This window comes from Micromonospora sp. LOL_014 (assembly GCF_048060245.1).
Taxonomy (GTDB): Bacteria; Actinomycetota; Actinomycetes; order Mycobacteriales; family Micromonosporaceae; genus Micromonospora_E.
Genome location: NZ_JBHMIP010000014.1, coordinates 68,857 through 86,582 on the forward strand (window position 1 = coordinate 68,857; position 17,726 = coordinate 86,582).

The 17,726-nt window shown below is 71.2% G+C and carries 17 protein-coding genes; 16 read left to right on the top strand and 1 reads right to left on the bottom strand.

Going from position 1 to position 17,726, the window contains the following annotated elements; all coding sequences use genetic code 11:
* The first annotated feature begins 98 nt into the window (after positions 1 to 98).
* The 16 genes from ACFHW1_RS14415 (at position 99) to ACFHW1_RS14490 (ending at position 15,772) form a co-directional block, all read left to right on the top strand.
* Positions 99 to 1,505, top strand: a complete 1,407-nt coding sequence (locus ACFHW1_RS14415; RefSeq protein ID WP_416551817.1) for an FtsW/RodA/SpoVE family cell cycle protein — start codon at positions 99 to 101, stop codon at positions 1,503 to 1,505.
* Between the two features lie 127 nt (positions 1,506 to 1,632).
* Entirely contained in the window at positions 1,633 to 2,739 is a 1,107-nt protein-coding gene (murG, locus tag ACFHW1_RS14420; protein ID WP_416551738.1) for an undecaprenyldiphospho-muramoylpentapeptide beta-N-acetylglucosaminyltransferase, read from the top strand.
* Between the two features lie 21 nt (positions 2,740 to 2,760).
* A complete protein-coding gene (murC, locus tag ACFHW1_RS14425; RefSeq protein WP_416615595.1) occupies positions 2,761 to 4,194 on the top strand; it encodes a UDP-N-acetylmuramate--L-alanine ligase in 1,434 nt (477 codons plus the stop codon).
* 188 nt (positions 4,195 to 4,382) lie between these two features.
* Positions 4,383 to 5,120, top strand: coding sequence for a cell division protein FtsQ/DivIB (locus tag ACFHW1_RS14430; RefSeq protein WP_416551818.1), 738 nt, complete (start codon positions 4,383 to 4,385; stop codon positions 5,118 to 5,120).
* A 290-nt stretch (positions 5,121 to 5,410) separates the two neighbouring features.
* Entirely contained in the window at positions 5,411 to 6,529 is a 1,119-nt protein-coding gene (gene ftsZ, locus ACFHW1_RS14435) for a cell division protein FtsZ (RefSeq protein ID WP_416551740.1), read from the top strand.
* The gene (locus ACFHW1_RS14440) at positions 6,526 to 7,266 is read left to right on the top strand and encodes a YggS family pyridoxal phosphate-dependent enzyme (protein WP_416551741.1); all 741 of its coding nucleotides are present in this window, start codon (positions 6,526 to 6,528) and stop codon (positions 7,264 to 7,266) included. Before ftsZ ends, ACFHW1_RS14440 begins: the two co-directional genes overlap by 4 nt.
* Positions 7,267 to 7,452: 186 nt before the next feature.
* Positions 7,453 to 8,130: a cell division protein SepF gene (locus ACFHW1_RS14445; protein WP_416551742.1), complete on the top strand. Its 678-nt coding sequence runs from the start codon at positions 7,453 to 7,455 to the stop codon at positions 8,128 to 8,130.
* A 25-nt stretch (positions 8,131 to 8,155) separates the two neighbouring features.
* Positions 8,156 to 8,461, top strand: coding sequence for a YggT family protein (locus ACFHW1_RS14450; protein ID WP_123602596.1), 306 nt, complete (start codon positions 8,156 to 8,158; stop codon positions 8,459 to 8,461).
* 40 nt (positions 8,462 to 8,501) lie between these two features.
* Positions 8,502 to 9,311 carry a DivIVA domain-containing protein gene (locus tag ACFHW1_RS14455; RefSeq protein WP_416551743.1) on the top strand — a complete coding sequence of 270 codons (810 nt, stop codon included), beginning with the start codon at positions 8,502 to 8,504 and terminating at the stop codon, positions 9,309 to 9,311.
* A 52-nt stretch (positions 9,312 to 9,363) separates the two neighbouring features.
* Complete coding sequence (locus ACFHW1_RS14460; RefSeq protein WP_416567981.1) at positions 9,364 to 9,936, top strand: hypothetical protein; 573 nt, start codon at positions 9,364 to 9,366, stop codon at positions 9,934 to 9,936.
* An 85-nt stretch (positions 9,937 to 10,021) separates the two neighbouring features.
* The gene (locus ACFHW1_RS14465) at positions 10,022 to 10,312 is read left to right on the top strand and encodes a DUF167 domain-containing protein (RefSeq protein WP_416551819.1); all 291 of its coding nucleotides are present in this window, start codon (positions 10,022 to 10,024) and stop codon (positions 10,310 to 10,312) included.
* 397 nt (positions 10,313 to 10,709) lie between these two features.
* Positions 10,710 to 11,129, top strand: coding sequence for a TraR/DksA family transcriptional regulator (locus ACFHW1_RS14470; protein ID WP_278174555.1), 420 nt, complete (start codon positions 10,710 to 10,712; stop codon positions 11,127 to 11,129).
* A gap of 56 nt (positions 11,130 to 11,185) precedes the next feature.
* Positions 11,186 to 11,812 (top strand): signal peptidase II, encoded by a 627-nt coding sequence (gene lspA, locus ACFHW1_RS14475; protein WP_416551820.1) that lies wholly within the window; start codon positions 11,186 to 11,188, stop codon positions 11,810 to 11,812.
* A complete protein-coding gene (locus ACFHW1_RS14480) occupies positions 11,809 to 12,750 on the top strand; it encodes an RluA family pseudouridine synthase (RefSeq protein ID WP_416551745.1) in 942 nt (313 codons plus the stop codon). The genes lspA and ACFHW1_RS14480 overlap by 4 nt, the downstream gene beginning before the upstream one ends.
* A gap of 59 nt (positions 12,751 to 12,809) precedes the next feature.
* On the top strand, positions 12,810 to 14,093 hold the full coding sequence (locus ACFHW1_RS14485; protein ID WP_416551746.1) for a hypothetical protein: 1,284 nt from the start codon (positions 12,810 to 12,812) through the stop codon (positions 14,091 to 14,093).
* A 200-nt stretch (positions 14,094 to 14,293) separates the two neighbouring features.
* Complete coding sequence (locus tag ACFHW1_RS14490; RefSeq protein ID WP_416568011.1) at positions 14,294 to 15,772, top strand: AAA family ATPase; 1,479 nt, start codon at positions 14,294 to 14,296, stop codon at positions 15,770 to 15,772.
* Positions 15,773 to 16,023: 251 nt separating this feature from the next.
* Here the strand turns inward: ACFHW1_RS14490 and ACFHW1_RS14495 are convergent, their stop codons facing one another.
* Positions 16,024 to 17,607 (bottom strand): hypothetical protein, encoded by a 1,584-nt coding sequence (locus ACFHW1_RS14495; RefSeq protein WP_416615597.1) that lies wholly within the window; start codon positions 17,605 to 17,607, stop codon positions 16,024 to 16,026.
* Between the last annotated feature and the right edge of the window lie 119 nt (positions 17,608 to 17,726).

A 17,726-nucleotide genomic window follows, 5' to 3' on the forward strand; every position in this document is an offset into this window, starting at 1 on the left:
ACTCGGGCCGGTCCGTCACTGATCGGCCTGGCACCGCTGCGGACCGGCCTGTCCCAAATCGGCACGGCCCTGCGGCCCGGCTGGATCCGACCGGCGGACTGGCCGCGTTGCGTGGTCTGCTGGCCCGGCCGCTCGCGTCGTACTATCTGCTGATCTTCAGCAGCGGGCTGCTGCTGATGATCGGCCTGACCATGGTCTTCTCCGCGACCAGCATCAAGGCGTACATCGACGACGGCAGCGCGTTCAGCGTGCTGAGCCGGCAGGCGACCTTCGCGGTGATCGGTCTGGTCGCGTTCTGGATCTGCCAACGGCTGCCGGCAGCAACGTTTCGTAGTCTGGGCATCGTGGTGCTCGGCGCGGCGGTCGCCCTGCTGCTACTGCTCAACGGCCTGCTGCTGGTGTCCACGCTGGCGGGCTGGCAGGCCGCCCGGGTCGGTCCGGTGGAGGCGGAGCTGCTCTGGCTCTACTTCGGTTCCTTCCAGCTGCAACCGTCCGAGCTGGCCAAGCTCGGCCTGGTGCTGTGGGGTGCCGACGTCATCGCCCGCAAGGGTGCCGAGCTGGGTCACTGGCGGGAGTTGGCCATCCCGCTGTTCCCCGCCGTCGGCCTGCTGTTCCTCCTGGTCGGCTACAACGACCTGGGCACCATGCTGTGCATCCTGGCCCTGGTCGTCGGGCTGCTCTGGGCGGCCGGTGTACCGCTGCGGATCTTCGCCACGTTGGGCGCGGTCGGGCTGGTCGGCATCGGCCTGCTGATCGCCGCCGCCTGGCAGGGCGCCGGTTCCGGTGCCCAGGACGCGGACAACTACCGGCTGGCCCGGCTGACATCGTTCTTCACCCCACCGGACCAGTGCGTCGACGACTGCTACCAGGCGCTGCAGGCGAGGTACGCGATCGCGAACGGGGGATGGTTCGGTGAAGGGCTCGGCTCCAGCCGGTTGAAGTGGGGCTACCTGCCGCAGGCCGAGGACGATTTCATCTTCGCCATCGTCGCCGAGGAACTCGGGGTGGTCGGCTGCGTCGTGGTGCTGGCCCTGTTCGCGGTCCTCGCGTACACCGCGTTGCGGATCGCCCGTCGGGTGGACGACCCGTTCCGGCGACTTGCCGCCGCCGCGGCGGCCAGCTGGCTGATCAGCCAGGCGGTGATCAATATATCCGGGGTGATCGGGCTGCTGCCGATCACCGGTATTCCGCTGCCGTTCATCTCCGCGGGTGGCAGCGCGCTGGTGGTGACGCTCGCCGCGATCGGCATGCTGGCGTCGTTCGCCCGGGCCGAACCCGACGCCGCCCGAGCGCTCAACGCCCGTCCGCCGGCCCGCTGGGTGCGACTAGTTTGGGCCCCGCTGCCGCCGATGCCCCGCCAGCGCCACCCGGCCAAGCCGCGGATGACCGGCGTCGGACCGCGGCGGGCCGGCACCGGGCAGCCGGGCGGTCGCGGTACGTCACGGTCGGGTAGCCAGAGCGAATCGGCGCCGCCCCGTGTGCCACGGCGACGGGACGGGCGTTAACGTACCCCCGCGAAGCGCGCATCCGGGTCGACGGGCCCCGTACGCACCGCCCGGCGTGCCGCGTAAGCCGTCGGTGGTCCCGTCGGGTCCGCCGCGCGGCCACCGAGTCGAGCGAGAGGAGATGCTGATGGGTCCGCTGCGATCGGTGGTGCTGGCAGGTGGGGGGTCCGGTGGGCACATCTACCCGCTGTTGGCGTTCGCCGACTGTCTGCGTCGGCACGACCCGAGCGTGCAGATCACCTGTCTCGGTACCCCCAGAGGGCTAGAGAACGAGCTGATTCCGCCGAAAGGGTACGATCTGCGGTTGATCCCCGCACATCAGCTGCCTCGGTCGGTCAACATGGACCTCGTGCGTACACCAGACCGGATGTTCAAGGCCGCCCGCGCCGCCGGCAAGGTCATCGACGAGGTACGGGCCGAGGTGGTGGTGGGCTTCGGCGGGTACGTGTCCGTACCGGCCTACCTGGCGGCGTGGCGTCGTGAGATGCCGATCGTGGTGCACGAGGTGAACGTGCCTCCGGGGGTGGCCAACCGGATGGGTATGAAGTTCACCAAGCACGTCGCGGTGGGCTTCCCACACCAGCCGGGCCAGGCCGAGTCGCTGCGCGACGCCCGGGTGGTCGGAGTGCCGCTGCGCCGATCCATCACCGGGCTGGACCGGGCGGCCACTCGGGAAGCCGCCCGAGCGCACTTCGGGCTGCGGCCGGATCTGCCGACGGTCTTCGTCTCCGGTGGATCCCAGGGTGCCCGGTCGATCAACCTGGCGGTTTCCGGTGCGGCCAAGGAGCTGGCTCGGGCCGGTGTCCAGGTGCTGCACGCGATCGGTGCCCGCAACGAGCCGGTCTCGGTACCCAGTGATCTGCCGGTGCCGTACGTGACGCTGCCGTACCTGTCGGAGATGGAGCTCGGGTACGCCGCAGCCGACCTGATGGTCTGCCGGGGGGGTGCGATGACCTGCGCCGAGGTCGCCGCGATCGGACTGCCTGCGGTCTACGTGCCCTATCCGCACAGCAATCAGGAGCAGAAGCGAAACGCGCTGCCGGTGGTCGAGGCCGGCGGCGGTCTGCTCGTCGATGATGCCGAACTGACCCCGGCCTGGGTGGAGCAGGTCGTGGTCCCGTTGGCCCGCGACCCGCAGCGGCTGGCCGCGATGGGCTCGGCGGCGGCGCAGTACGGTCGCCGCGACGGCGACGAGGCGCTGCTCGACTTCGTCTACGAGGCGGTGTCCCGATGACCCGCACGGGAAGGTGACCACGTGAACATCACCGAGTTCGCCCCCACCGGCACGCTCACCGCCGAAGAGCTGGGGACCGTACACCTGATCGGTATCGGCGGGGTCGGGATGAGCGGCCTGGCCCGCCTGCTGCTGACCAGGGGGATCCCGGTGACCGGCAGCGAACTGCGGGACTGGCCGTCGCTGGCGGTGCTACGGGCGCTCGGCGGCACCATTCACATGAGCCACGAGGAGGCCAATCTCGACGGGGTGGACACGGTGGTCTACTCCACCGCCATCCCGGCCGACCATGTGGAGCTGGCGGCCGCCCGTCGGCGCGGGCTGCGGGTGCTGCACCGGTCGGAGGCCCTTGCGGCGGCAATGACCGGCCGGCGGACCATCGCGGTCGCCGGCACCCACGGCAAGACCACGACCACCTCGATGGTGACCCTGACCCTGCAGCGGGCCGGCGAAGACCCGTCGTTCGTCATTGGCGGCGAGATTTCCGAGGTGGGTTCGAACGCCCACCACGGTACGGGTGAGTACTTCGTTGTCGAGGCCGACGAGAGTGACCGTTCGTTCCTGCTCTACCGCCCGTTCGTGTCGATCATCACCAACATCGACGCGGACCACCTGAACACGTACGGTGATCTGGCCGGGCTCGCTGCGGGTTTCGCCGAGTTCGCCGGGTTGACCGATCCGGACGGGTTCGTGGTGACCTGGGCGGACAACCCCGGGACCCGGCAGCTCACCGAGGCGCTGCGCGACCAGGGTCGGACCGTCTACACCTACGGCGAGTCCGCTGACGCAGATCTGCGGCTGTCCGAGATCACGTCGTCCGCAGCCGGGGTCCGCTATCTGGCCACGCTGGACGGTACGACGCTCGGCGAGATCGCCCTGCCGGTGCCCGGCCGGCATCTCGGGCTCAACAGCGCCGCTGCGGTGCTCACCGCGCTGCGCCTCGGGCTGCCGTTGAGTGACGTGGTCGCCGCCCTGGGCGCGTTTCCCGGGGTACGGCGCCGTTTCGAACGCAAGGGCTCGGTCGGCGGCGTCACCGTCTACGACGAGTACGCCTACCACCCGACGTCGATGACCGCGGCGCTGCACACCATGCGGGAGGTCGCCGGTGCCGGACGGCTGGTGGTGGTGTTCCAGCCCTACCGGGTCTACCGGACCCGGGACCTGCAGGCCGAGCTGGCCGCTGCCCTGGCGATCGCCGACGAGGTGATCGTGATGGAGGTGTTCGGACCGGGTGAGCTGCGGGAGCCGGGCGAGGGCGGGGTGGCGCTGACGGCGGACGTCCCGTTGTCGGACGATCAAAAGGTGTTCGTACCGTCCTGGGAGGACGTCCCGCCGGAGGTGGTCCGCCGCTGCCAGCCGGGTGACCTGGTGGTCACGATGGGCGCTCCACCGATTTCGTTGCTGGGTGACGAACTGCTCTCCGCGCTCGCCGTTGCGGCGGCTGACGCAGGATGACCCCGCCAGGTCGCTCGCCGCGGCCCGGCTCGGGCCGGTCCGGCGCCGGTCGGGTCGGCGATGCCCGCCCGGCAGGTCGGACTGGTCGGGCCGGGGTGCCTGCCGCCCGGTCCGGTCCGGCGGGAGCGGACAGCGGACACACCCGGCGCCAGCCGGGCGGCGCGGACGGGTCCACCGGCCGCTGGCGGCTGGTTCGAGCGAGCCGGGAGGCGGTGCCGCCGTCGGTCCGGCGGTTCATGCGCCGGGCCCGGCGACGACGGTTGCGGGCCGCGCTGCCCTGGGCGGTGGCCGGCGGCCTGGCGGCCCTGGCCGCGGTCGGCTGGTGGGTGGTCTCGGCGACCTCGGTGTTCGGCGTGGAACAGGTCCGGGTCGCTGGGGCGGAGCTGGTGACCGAGTCGGACGTACGGCAGGCCGCGCAGATTCCGCCGGGAACCCCACTGGCCCGGGTGGATCTGGTCGCGGTGGCTGACCGGGTCTCCGGCCTGGCTGCGGTGGAGCGGGTGGTGGCGAGCCGGGACTGGCCGGGTACGGTGGTGATCACCGTGGTGGAGCGGGTACCGGCCGCCGTGGTGCCCCGAGGCGACGCGTTCGTGGTGGTCGATGGGGCCGGGGTGGCTTTCCGGACACTGGCCGCGCGCCCGGACGACTTGGCGGTCGTCCGGCTGGATACGGCCGAGTTCGACCAGGCGCTGGTCCGCGACGCGGTCGGGGTGCTCGAGTCGCTGACCGCCCAGCTACGTGAGGTGCTGGTGGAGATGGTGGTCAGCGGCCCGGCCGGGATCGAGCTGCGGATCGCCGACGACCGGGTGGTGATCTGGGGTGACGCCACGGAGAATGCGGTCAAGGCCCGGGTCGCCGACGCGTTGCTGGTGCAGGACGGCAGCGTGATCGACGTCAGCGCGCCGGACGTGGTGACCATCCGCTGATCCGGCATGTCGTCTGGGTGATTTCAGGACGGCTCGGTGAAGAAGGTACATTACGGGCTGCCGAGACTGGCTCGGCCCGGCGCGGCCTGCGACACGCCCAGCATGGTCCTTGGATCACGCGGTACGTGCGCATACGTTGCCCGGAGAGGTTCAGTGGTTGACATAACTCTAAGCCTCTAGTAGAGGGTGAGGGTTCGCCCCCGCTCTCGTGTACCGACGGGTCTGTCCTCCGTGGTCCCAGTGGGCCGGGTCAGGCCGGCGCCCGCCACTCTCGAAGGGAAGGCACCCCGATGACACCTCCGCACAACTACCTGGCGGTCATCAAGGTCGTCGGCATCGGCGGAGGCGGAGTCAACGCCGTCAACCGGATGATCGAGGTTGGCCTCAAGGGCGTCGAGTTCATCGCGATCAACACCGACGCCCAGGCGTTGCTGATGAGTGACGCCGACGTCAAGCTCGACGTTGGCCGGGAGCTGACCCGGGGCCTCGGCGCCGGGGCGAACCCGGACGTCGGCAAGAACGCCGCGGAGGACCACCGCGACGAGATCGAAGAGGTGCTCAAGGGTGCCGACATGGTCTTCGTCACCTGCGGTGAAGGCGGTGGTACCGGCACCGGTGGGGCGCCGGTGGTGGCCAACATCGCCCGCAAGCTCGGTGCCCTGACGATCGGCGTGGTCACCCGGCCGTTCTCCTTCGAGGGCAAGCGACGCCAGGTGCAGGCCGAGGCCGGCATCGAGGAGCTGCGCAACCAGTGCGACACGCTGATCGTCATCCCGAACGATCGGCTGCTGGCCCTCGGTGACCGGGGGATCAGCATGATGGACGCCTTCCGGCAGGCCGACCAGGTGCTGCTCTCCGGTGTCCAGGGCATCACCGACCTGATCACCACGCCTGGCCTGATCAACCTGGACTTCGCCGACGTCAAGAGCGTGATGAGCGGGGCCGGCAGCGCGCTGATGGGGATCGGCAGTGCCCGGGGCGAGAACCGGGCGGTCGAGGCGGCCGAGGCGGCGATCTCCAGCCCACTGCTGGAGCAGAGCATGGACGGTGCCCGGGGGGTGCTGCTCTCCATCGCCGGTGGCTCCGATCTCGGCCTGTTCGAGATCAACGACGCGGCACAACTGGTCACCGACGCGGCGCACGCCGACGCCAACATCATCTTCGGGGCGGTCATCGACGACGCGCTGGGCGACGAGGTGCGGGTCACCGTCATCGCGGCCGGCTTCGACGGTGGGGCTCCCGCGTACAAGCCGGCCGAGGGTCCGCGTAAGGTCCCGGCCGCACCGGTATCACCGGCCGCGCCGGCCAGCCCGGCTGTCGCCCCGGCGCCTCAGACGCCGACCCAGCAGACCCGCCGGGTGCTCTTCGACGACGTTGACGTCCCGGACTTTCTCAAGAACGGGTCATGACCGTCGACACCGAACGGCGACGTGCGGAACTGGCCGACCGGCTGACCGCCGTACGGTCCCGGCTTGCCGCCGCCACGGCGGCGGCGGGTCGGCCGGCGGACAGCGTCACACTGATCGCGGTGACCAAGACCTATCCGGCCGCCGACGTGCGGCTGCTGGCCGAACTCGGGGTCACCGACGTCGGCGAGAACCGGGACCAGGAGGCGGCGGCCAAAGTCGCCGAGCTGGCCCCCGGACCGTCCGGCGCGCCCGGACTGCGCTGGCACTTCGTCGGCCAGTTGCAGCGCAACAAGTGCCGGTCGGTGGCGGGTTACGCGGACCTGGTGCACTCGGTCGACCGGGTGCCCCTGGCCCGGGCCCTGGCCGCCGCCGCCGGTCGGCGTGGTCGACCGCTCGACGTGCTGGTGCAGGTCAGCCTGGACGGCGTGACGGGGCGTGGTGGCGCGCTGCCGGACTCGGCGGATGCGGTGACCGGCTTCTGGCCGGTGGTCGAGTGCGTCCTGGGCACGTCCGATCTGCGACTCGCCGGGGTGATGGCGGTGGCTCCGCTCGACCAGCCGCCGGAGCCGGCGTTCGCCCGGCTGGCGGAGGTGTCTGCCCAGCTCAGAGCCGCCGCGCCGGAGGCGTGGATGGTCTCGGCCGGGATGAGCGCCGACCTGGAGGCGGCGGTGAACGCCGGCGCGACACATGTCCGTGTCGGAAGTGCGTTGCTCGGAAAGCGCCCAACGCTACGGTAGCCTGGCGGCGGATACCAAACTACATCAGTGTTGTTTGAGCCGGGCTCCCCGTCGTCGGGGGTCGACGTCCGTGACCGCACATCGGTCACGGCGGGGAGCCGGTTCGGACCGGTGGGCACTGCAGTGTTCACGCGCGACAGCGGCACGGCGGGGGCGCGTGCCGCACGGCGGACGGAGGGGCGCGGCATGGGTGCACTGCGCAAAGCGGGGGTCTGGCTAGGTCTGGTCGAGGAGGACGACGACCAGGGCTACGACGACGGCTACGACAAGGGTGGCTACCGAGAGTCGCGATACCGCGACAACAGGTACGCCGACGAGTTCGCTGACGACGAGGAGCCGGACGACCCACCACCACGCGCGCGGCCACCGGTGGAGCGGCTGCGGCCGTCGGAGCGGCTGCAGGCCCGGGCCGCCGAGCGGGAGCACCGGGGTCTGGATCCCGACCGGGGTGAGCGTGCCAGTGTGCGATCGATCACCCGGGCCGGTGCCGAGGCCGCGCCGGCCAGCTACCCGACCAGGGACAATCTGGCTCTGGCGCCACAGCCCGTGGTGCGGGAGCGGATGGTCGTCGCCGAGGAGGAGCAGCGGTACCAGATCACCACGCTGCACCCGACCACCTACCGGGAGGCCCGGACGATCGGGGAGCACTTTCGCGACGGCACGCCGGTGATCATCAACCTCACCGAGATGGATGAGGCCGACGCCCGCCGTCTGGTTGATTTCGCTGCCGGTCTGGCGTTCGGTCTGCGCGGTACGATCGAACGCGTCACCAACCGGGTGTTTCTGCTCTCACCGGCCAACGTCCAGGTCACCGCGGAGGACAAGGCCAAGATAGCCGAGGGTGGATTCTTCAGCCTGGGCTAGCCCTGACCCGAGGACCTCGCCTGCCGTGTTGTCAATCTTGTTTCAAGTCCTGTATCTGCTGCTGTACGTCTTTCTGCTCACCCTGTTGGCGAGGTTTGTCCTGAGCGCGGTGCTTCAGTATGGTCGACGCTGGCAACCCGGTCGGGGTGCCGCAGCCGGATTGGAATCGGTGTGGAGCGTCACTGATCCCCCCCTTAAGGCGTTGAGGCGGGTGATCCCACCACTGCGAATTGGTACCGTGAGCTTCGACCTGGCCTCCCTTGTGCTCCTGGTTATCCTGTTCGTGCTGATCACGTTCGTGGTGGAGCCGCTGATCAGGGCAACCAACTGACCGGCGCGCTACGCGGCCGCAACTGACCCGAGGAGTTTCGATGCCGCTAACCCCGGCCGACGTCCACAACGTCGCCTTCAAAAAGCCTCCGATCGGCAAGCGGGGGTACGACGAGGAGGAGGTCGACGCCTTCCTGGACGAGGTCGAGCGTGAGCTCGCCCGTCTGATTGAGGAGAACAACGAGCTGCGCGCCCAGGTGGAGCGCGGAGGTCGTGGCGGGCCGGCGGGCCCGGGTGGCGACCCGCGTCTCGCGGCGGAGCTCAACGATATGAAGGCCCAGCTCGACCGCGTACAGCGGGACAAGGCCGCCGCCGAGCAGGCCGCCCGTGCCATGCAGGCCGAGCTGGAGCAGGTCAGGTCGGCCGGTGGCCCGGTCGTCGGTGGTGGCGGCGGCGACGGCGAGCAGCAGGCACTGCGGGTGCTGATGATGGCCCAGCGGACGGCGGACGACCACGTCTCCGACGCCCGCCGGGAGGCGGACAAGCTGCTCACCGACGCCCGCACCAAGGCCGAGGAGGTCACCCGCGAGGCGCGGGCCAAGGCCGACGCACTGGAGCGGGACGCGCGGCAGCGCCACCAGGAGGCGATGGGTGGCCTGGACGCCAAGCGAACTGCCCTGCAGAAGCACATCGAGGAGCTCAAGCAGTTCGAGCGGGAGTACCGCACCCGGCTCAAGGCGTACCTGGAGAGCCAGCTGCGCGACCTGGACGGTCGCGGGCAGGGCCTCGAGGCCGAGATGGGGCGGGTCGAGGGCGGCCGCTCCGCGTCGGGTGGTGGTGGTCTGGCGACCGCCGGCCTGGCCAGCTCCTACGGCGGTGGGCGGTCCGGCGCGCTGGAGGCCGGCCGCTGAGGCCGAGCCTCTCGCGGGGGGTACGTCAGCAACGAGGCGGCGGGGGTGAGCCGTGATAGTGGCAAGTCTGGTGCTCATCCTCGTCGCCGTCACTCTGCTCGTGTTCGGCTTGGCGAGCGGGTCCAGCCTGCTGCTGGTCGGCTCGATCGTCGCCAGTCTGCTCGCGGCGGTGGCTCTCGTGGTCGGTGCTCGGCAGGCCGCTGCGGCCCGGGCCGGCAACCTGCGCACCGGCCCGTTCGACCCGGAGCCGGTTTCCCGGCCTGAGTTCGGCGTTGGCCCCGATCCGGACCAGTGGGTTGGTCAACGGTCATTCGCCGCGCCGGTCGGTCGGCAGCCGACCGACCCGGCCGACGACCGTCTCGGCAGCGGGGCAGCCGACGACGACCCGCCCGACGAACCGGCGGTCGAGGAGACGGGTGAAACCGATCACGCCCGGCTGGCCGGGCTCGATGCCGAGGTGATCGTGGTCGACGGACGGCCCCGCTACCACCGGGCGAGCTGCCTGCACCTGGTAGCCAGGGACGGTGAGCCGCTGCCGGTGCGGGAGGCCCTGGAACTTGGATTCACCCCGTGTGGGCTCTGCCAGCCGAACCGGACCCTGCTGGCCGAGTCCGGCCGCGTCTGAACAGGCGGCTTCCTTCGTGTCCCGTGCGAGCAGCCGCCGGCCCACCCGGCCGGCCGCCGGTGCCAGCGGGCGTCCGGAGACCGGCCTGGTGGTCGCCGTCCGGGTCAAGCCCGGTGCGTCCCGCGCCCGGATCGGTGGTTGTCACCCCGGCCCGCAGGGACCGGCGCTGATCGTCGCGGTCACTGCCCCGGCGGTGGACGGCCGTGCGACGGAGGCGGCCCGGCATGCGCTCGCGACAGCGCTCGACGTGCCGACCCGGCGGGTCACGCTACGGACCGGTGCCGCCAGTCGGGACAAGCTGTTCTCGGTGGACACCGTGTCCACCGACGAGGCCGAGGCGTTGGACGCCCGGCTGCGGCGGCTGCGGGACGGGTGAACGGTTGACCACCGACACCCCGACCACGCGGCACACTCCTCGACAAGGCGCGGCAACTGTCCTTCTTGGGTGATATGTCGGCGCACGCCGCGTCGTCGTTCTCTTCTGCTCGATCTGGCCAGGCAAATCGGTGCATCACCGGACGAAAGCTGTGCCATTGTTGTCGGATGTCTTCACGTTCCGTATCCTTGCGAATCTCCGGAGTGTGCAACGGACCCGTTGTACGCCCGTTTTGTGCTTTGGGGGCAGCATGGCCGAGCTGACGGGAGCGAGGTGCCGGCCGGGTCGGGAGACCCTGTCCACCGCGCCGCGCCGTGTACCGTCCGGCCTGCCGACGCCGGAGGATCCCGTACAGGCACTGCCGATCGCCGCGGGTGACGCGGCCGAGGGAGCGACGATGGCGAAGCCAGCCGACACGAAGACCGCCGCCCGCGGGCGAGCGGCCCGGGCACCGCGCAGCGCGGCCGAGACCACCAAGATCCAGATTGCCCTGCAGGCCCGTCGGGACGAGTTGCGAGCCGAGTATGATCAGACGCTGAGCGAGATCACCGAGCTGCAGCGGGAACGGCTGACCGACTCGGCCGGCGACGACCAGGCCGACACCGGCACCAAGACGTTCGAGCGGGAGCAGGAGATCTCCCTCGCCAAGAGCATCCTGGATCGCATCAACCAGGTCGAGCGGGCGCTGGAGCGGCTGGACGAGGGTAACTACGGCTGGTGTGAGCGGTGCGGCACGGACATTCCGGTCGAGCGGCTCGCTGCCTTCCCCTCGGCCACGCTCTGCGTGTCCTGCAAGCAGATCGAGGAGCGGCGCTAGCCGGGCGGTGACGGGCCCGACGCGGGTGAGCCGCTCCACTGAGAAGGGAGAGGCGTCTGTCCGCCGACGGCGATCCGCGCCCGGACGTTCCGAACGCCGGTGGCGACGCCCCGCCAGCACCTGAAGCGGGCCCTGGCGTGCCCGTCACCGGCCAGCCGGTGACGGGCACCGGCCGACGTGCGCTGTGGGTCTTCGCCCTGGTCGCGTCGGCGGCACTGCTCGTCGACCTCGGCGCGAAGCAGTGGGCGATCAGCGCCCTGACCGACCGGGAACCGGTCCGCCTGCTGGGCGGCGCCCTCTACCTGACGCTGATCCGCAACAGCGGTGCGGCGTTCAGCCTCGGATCCGACTACACCTGGATATTCCCGCTCGTCACCGTGGCGGTCGTCGGCTGGATCGGCTGGTTGACCAGAGGGCTGCGGTCGCTGCCCTGGGCGGTGGCGCTCGGGCTGGTCCTCGGTGGGGCGCTCGGCAACCTCCTGGACCGGGTGTTCCGCGCCCCCGGGCCCCTTCTCGGCCATGTGGTGGACATGTTCAGCGTCTTCCATCCGTACGGCCAGGTTTTCCCGATCTTCAACGTGGCCGACAGCGCGTTGGTCGTCGGCGTACTCCTTGCCGTACTGCTGGAACTGACCGGCCGACAGCGCGACGGCCGCCGGCTGTCCGGAAAGGTGGACCGTTGACCACACCTGCCCGCCATGGGGAGCGACGGTCGCTGCCGGTGCCCGACGGGCTCGACGGCACCCGGCTCGATCAGGCCGTCTCCCGGCTGTTCGGACTGTCCCGCACTGCGGCCGCCGCGTTAGTGGAGTCCGGCGACGCCGCGGTGGACGGGGTGACCCGGCACAAGTCCGACCGGGTGACCGCCGGTGCCTGGCTGGAGGTGGTCCTGCCGGCGCCCGTCGCGGCTCCGGTGGTGATCGCCCAACCGGTCGACGGGCTGCGGGTCGAGTACGCCGACGAGGACATCGTGGTGGTGGACAAGCCGGTCGGCGTGGCGGCGCACCCGAGCCCCGGATGGACCGGCCCGACCGTGCTGGCCGGTCTGGCGGCTGCCGGTCACACGATCGCGACCAGTGGCGCGGCCGAACGCCAGGGCATCGTGCACCGGCTCGACGTCGGCACCAGCGGGCTGATGGTGGTGGCCAAGAGCGAGCGCGCGTACTCGGTACTCAAGCGTGCGTTCAAAGAACGCGAGGTGGACAAGCGGTACCACGCCGTCGTACAGGGGCATCTCGACCCGTTGCGCGGGACCATCGACGCCCCGATCGACCGCCACCCCACCCACGACTACCGGTGGGCGGTCGTCTCGGGCGGCAAACCCAGCGTCACCCACTACGAGACGGTGGAGGCATTCCCCGCCGCCAGCCTGGTCGACATCCGCCTGGAAACCGGCCGCACCCATCAGATCCGGGTGCACTTCTCCGCGCTGCGGCACCCGTGCCTAGGTGACCTGACGTACGGTGCGGATCCGACACTCGCCGCCCGACTCGGACTGACCCGCCAGTGGCTGCATGCCCGTGCGCTCAGTTTCCTACACCCCCGTACGGTGGAGGAAGTTCGCTTTCACAGCGACTACCCTGACGACTTGAAGCGTGCCTTGGCCGTGCTCGGCGATTGAGAGCCGGCGAACACGCGGTCACTCAGCGTCCACCCGCCATCGGGGAAGGAGAGTCGCCCGTGCGTGCCGGCGACCTGTTGCGGCGAATCGACCGACGGCTGCTGCCGATCCTGGTGGACGCCGCCGTCCGGCTCGCGCAGCGACCGGTCCGTCCCCAGCTGCTCGTCGGGGTGGCCGGGGTGTCGATCAGCGCGGTGCTGGTCGCCGCCGTCTGGGCGGTGGATCACGACGACGGCGCCGTCCGCGCGGTGGACGACATCGTGCAGGTGGGAGTAGCCGAGGGCGAGTCCATACCCGACTACCTCCGGGCGGTTCGTGGTGAGCTGGCCACCCTACCGGAGGATCCGGCCCCGGCCGGGTCGACTGGCGACAGCTACGCACTGGTGACTTTCGATGGATATCTGGCACCCGACCGGCTCGCCGCTGTCCTGTCCGGAGTGTCCGCCGTGGAGGTCTACACCCGGGTCCCGCTGGGACGGGAGAAGACTCAGGTGATCCGGATGCCGGCCTTCCAGCTGCCCGAGGACGTGCTGACCGGGATGGATCAGGTCACCGAGCGCAAGAACAGGCAGGCGACCGACTACCGCCGCCGGGTCGCCGAACTCGGCCGGGCGGCCGACCTGGACCAGTGGCTGGCCTACGACAAGGGCGCCCGGGTGGCCACCGCCGAGGCCGCCGCCTACCGCGAGCACTGTGCCTGCGTGTTCGCAGCGGTGGTCCAGGGCGTCCCGGTAGACCTGCGCAGGCTGGCCCGGCTGGCCGAGGTCCGGGCCGTCGATCCCGCGCCCGAGGTCCGCCGCCTGGACCGGGCGGTGTTCCTGCCTCCGCTACCGGAGTACGACGGGGTGGTGCCGATTGGCGACGCCGCGCTCACCAGCAGCGGGTTGCCGTTCGATGTTCTGGCCGCCGAGCCGAGCGGTGCGGCCGACAGTGCGGTCGGCGGTGGCCCGACCGGCGTCGCTCCGGCGACCGACGGCGCCCCGGACGTGGGGCCAGGGGCGCAGACCGGGCCCGCGCCCGACCACGATTCCGCCCCGGACAGCGCCGATTCCGCCCCGGACGCCGACGTCGGCACCCGGGACGGAGCCGACACGTCGCCGGCCGGTCCTGGGATCCCGGCAGCTCCTGGAAACCCGGTCGGTCCTGGAAACCCGGCAGCTCCTGGAAACCCGGCGGGTCGGGCCAACCCGTCGGCCGGGTCGGGGAGCCCGACCACGGCTCCGTCGGGCAGGTCGACCAGCGGTGCGGGCCGTCCGGCCACGCCGGCTGGCTGTACCCCGTTCCAGACCGGCGCGTCGTCGGCCACCGTCGGACCGTCGGGCTGCCCGGAGCACCCCCGGTGAACCTTGGTAGCGGGCCGGTATCGACCACCGGTGTCTCGGTTCCGTACGCTACCCCCGGTGCCGCCACGATCCTCGTAAGGTGACGGCTGCGGTGACCGGACTGGGGGAGTCCGGCAGAGATGGCCGGTAGGGGCGAACAACGGGCCTTTGGCGGTGTGGCCTGAACAGGTCTAGCTTCGTAGCCTGTCAGGCGGGGACCGATAGCGCTGGGAGGGCGAGCCGTGGAGGGCACCGAGTCCGGCTGGGGCCGGCCTGCCGAACCAGCGCCGCGCTGGCGTGCGCTGCTCGACCGGGCTCGCCTCGGTGGCCGTACCGGTGAGCAGCCAGAGGTTGCGGATCGCAGTGGGGCGGCGCCCCGCTCTCGGGAGAACGGTCGCGGAACCGCGCAGGTGCCCAACGGCGTCGCGCAGGTGCCGGGTCACCACCCGGAGCCGGGCAATCCCACCGGTTCCAGCTGGATGGGCGACTCCGGCCATCCAGCCGGTCCCGGTCGCGCGTCAGGCCTTGGCCGCCCTGCCGATCCCGGCTATCCGGCGGATCCCGGCTATCCGGCCGACCAGGGTCCACCGGCACCGGCCGCCGGTCGGTACGCCGCGCTGGCACCGCCTCCGGGCCCGGTAGCCCCGGGTGGCTACGCGCCCGGCTACCCGGTGATGCCCGGCCCTCCTCCGGACCGGGGCGCTCGCCCGGTGCGCCCGAGTGTGCCGCCACCCCAGGAGCAGGGTTTCCCGGGCGGCCCCGAGGTGGGCGGCTATCCGCCGGTCGCCGAGCCGCCCCGCCGGGCCGGGCCGGGGCCGGGGTACCCGCCGGGTCCGGACGGCGGCGGCGGATATCCGGCGCGGATCGAGTGGCGGGAGAGTCGGCCCGACGCCGAGGTCGACCGGGCCACTGGCATCCTGCGGCGCAACCTCGGCATACCGCGGGTGCTGGCGTTCGCGAATCCGAAGGGCGGGGTGCACAAGACGACGGCGACCGTCCTCGCTGCGGCGACGATCGGCAGCGTCCGTGGCCGCGGGGTGCTCGCCTGGGACGACAACGAGCTGCGCGGCACGCTCGGCCTGCGGGCCGGCAGCGCCCGACATGCCCGGACCATCCGCCATCTGATCTCCGATCTGGTGGAGATCGAGGGCGCGCACGGCTACGAGTTGACCGACCGGCTCGACGACTACCTCCGGCACGCCTCCGACGGCTCGTACGACGTACTCGCCGGTGAGGAGAGCCCTCGGTTTGCGCAGCGTCTCGACCCGCACACCGTACGGCGGGTGTTGGAGCTGCTCCGCCGCACCCACGACGTGATCTGTGTGGACACCGGCAACAACGTGGAGAGCGCGAACTGGCAGACCGTCCTGCAGGCCGCCGATCAGCTGGTGGTCACCTGCGTGCCCCGGGAGGACGCGGCGTTCACCGCGGACTGGATGCTGGACCTGCTGGACGACGTCGGCATGGGCGACCTGGTACGTAACGCGGTGACGTTGCTGTCCTGCCCGAGCCCGGGGGCGATGCCGTTGCTCGACGACCTGCGCCAGCACTTCGCCACCCGGACCCGGGCGGTGGCCGTGGTCCCCTACGATCCGGCGCTGGAGACCGGATCGTCGATCGAGTACGTGCAGTTGCAGCCGGAGACGCGGCAGGCGTGGCTGCAGGCGGCCTCGATGATGCTGGAGCCGTTCGTCCGCTGACGGTGCCACCCCACGATCGGTCAACTGTTGGTCGGCCGATCGTGGGGGGGGTGACCCCTACGACCGATTCTGCGGGGCCGTGTCTGATCAAGCTATGTCGCTGCGCCACCAGTCGGTGACGGCGTCGTCTGGCTCAGCGGAGTGACCCCTGGCGCGACGGTCGCGATCCGCCAGGGTGACGCCGAGCGGGGCGCGAGAGCGGCCGGATCATGCGGGTGGAGCTGCGTCCGGCCTGACCGACGTGCGGTACGTCAGTCGGCCGGCACCCGGTCGGCCGTTGGCTGACAGCCGTGCGCCACCCCCCAGCGGGAGCATCGGCCGTCCGGGTAGGGCGTCGTGTGCGCGATCCAGGCGAAGTAGCCGGCGTGGTTGGTCCGCTCGTCGGGCAGGTACCGGTCGACGGTGGCGGACCCGGCGGAGGCGAGCACGAACAGCAGCGGCACGAGCAGCAGCCCGACCGGGGCGGTCGGCTCTCGGCCGGCTGGGCCGGTGGCGCCGGGGCCGGTGGCGCCGGTGCGGTCGCGCCAGCGTTGGACGGCGAGCAGGACACCGAATCCGGTGAGGATCAGTAGACAGTAGAGCACCACTGCGGTGGTCCGCGGATACAGCCGTACGGTCTGGGTCTCCCACTGTTCACTGGCCAGCCACATCCGCAGGAACCAGGCGCTGGCCGCGCACGCGCCGAGGGCGATCACGATGCTGCGGCGCCAGGCCAGCGCGAGGGCCAGCCCGAGCCCGCCCGCGAGCAGCAGGGTGAACAGCCCGACCCCGCCGAGTTCGCCGACCGGGGGCCAGACCGGGCCGACGTCGGCCGGTCGGTCGTTGCGCCACATCGCGATGTACGCCGGCTCGGTGTCGGTGTCGAAGTAGAAGTAGTCGTCGGAGGTGCCGCCGGTCGGGGCGAGCAGGCCGCGTAGATGTACCCAGCCGACCAGCACGAAGCTGACCACGGTCGCGCCGCCGAGTAGCAGGACCGACCGCCAGCCGGTCCGCCACGGGGCGGTCAGTGCGACGGCCACCAGCATGCCGCCCGCGCACCAGACGAACCATCCGGAGTAGAGCAGGAAGAGCAGCCCGAGGCCGACCCCGGCCAGCGTGCCGGCCAGCAGTGCCCGCCGGGCGGTCATCCGGTCCGCCCGGCGGACCGTCGACAGGAACTTCACCAGCACCGGGATCAGCATCACCAGGGTGATCTGCGGGTACGGCTTGACCGGTTCGATCATCGGCAGCATCGCCAGTACCCCGACGGCCACCGCCCAGAGCGGACGCAGCACCAACCGCCAGGCGAGGTAGGCGGCCGGGCCGAACAGGGCCGTACCGGCCAACTGGAGGTCCTTGAGGGCGAGGACGTGCGGTTGGTCGGTCAGCCGGGCCCAGGCCCCGATCATCCAGAAGACGGCCGGTGGGTAGTGGTCGGAGATTTCCTGCCCGGACCACAACGCGGCGGTCCATTCGAGAATCCACTGGTAGTCGCCGCCGCCGGCCCACAGCGGCAGCTGGGTGCCGCGCAGTGCCACCGCGATCCCACCGGCGACGAGCCCGGTGGCGAGCCCGGCGATCGCGGCGCAGCCGGCCCGGACGATGTACGGGCGGTGTGCCGGGGCGAGCAGCCGGTGGGTCAGCACCATCGCGACGACCAGCACGCCGGCCAGCACCGCGAACCGGAGCTGGAGTGCCGCCAGGCCGCTCACCTGGCCTTTCCGGTCCAGTGGATCGACATCTATGTCTTTGCTCCAGGCCAGGAACCCGAACGCGGTGCCGATGCTGACCAGCGCCTCGATGCCGATGCCGGCCAACCTGGAGCGAAATGTGGGTCTCTGTCTGGTTGCCTTCACACAGAGACGGTAAACCCTCACTGGCGGTGTTGTCGGGTGGAGCTCGTGGTCCGCCGAGAGTGTCGCGAGTCGGGGCGGGCGAAAGTGGGTGTCGACCGGGTGGCGGTGGATCCCCGCGT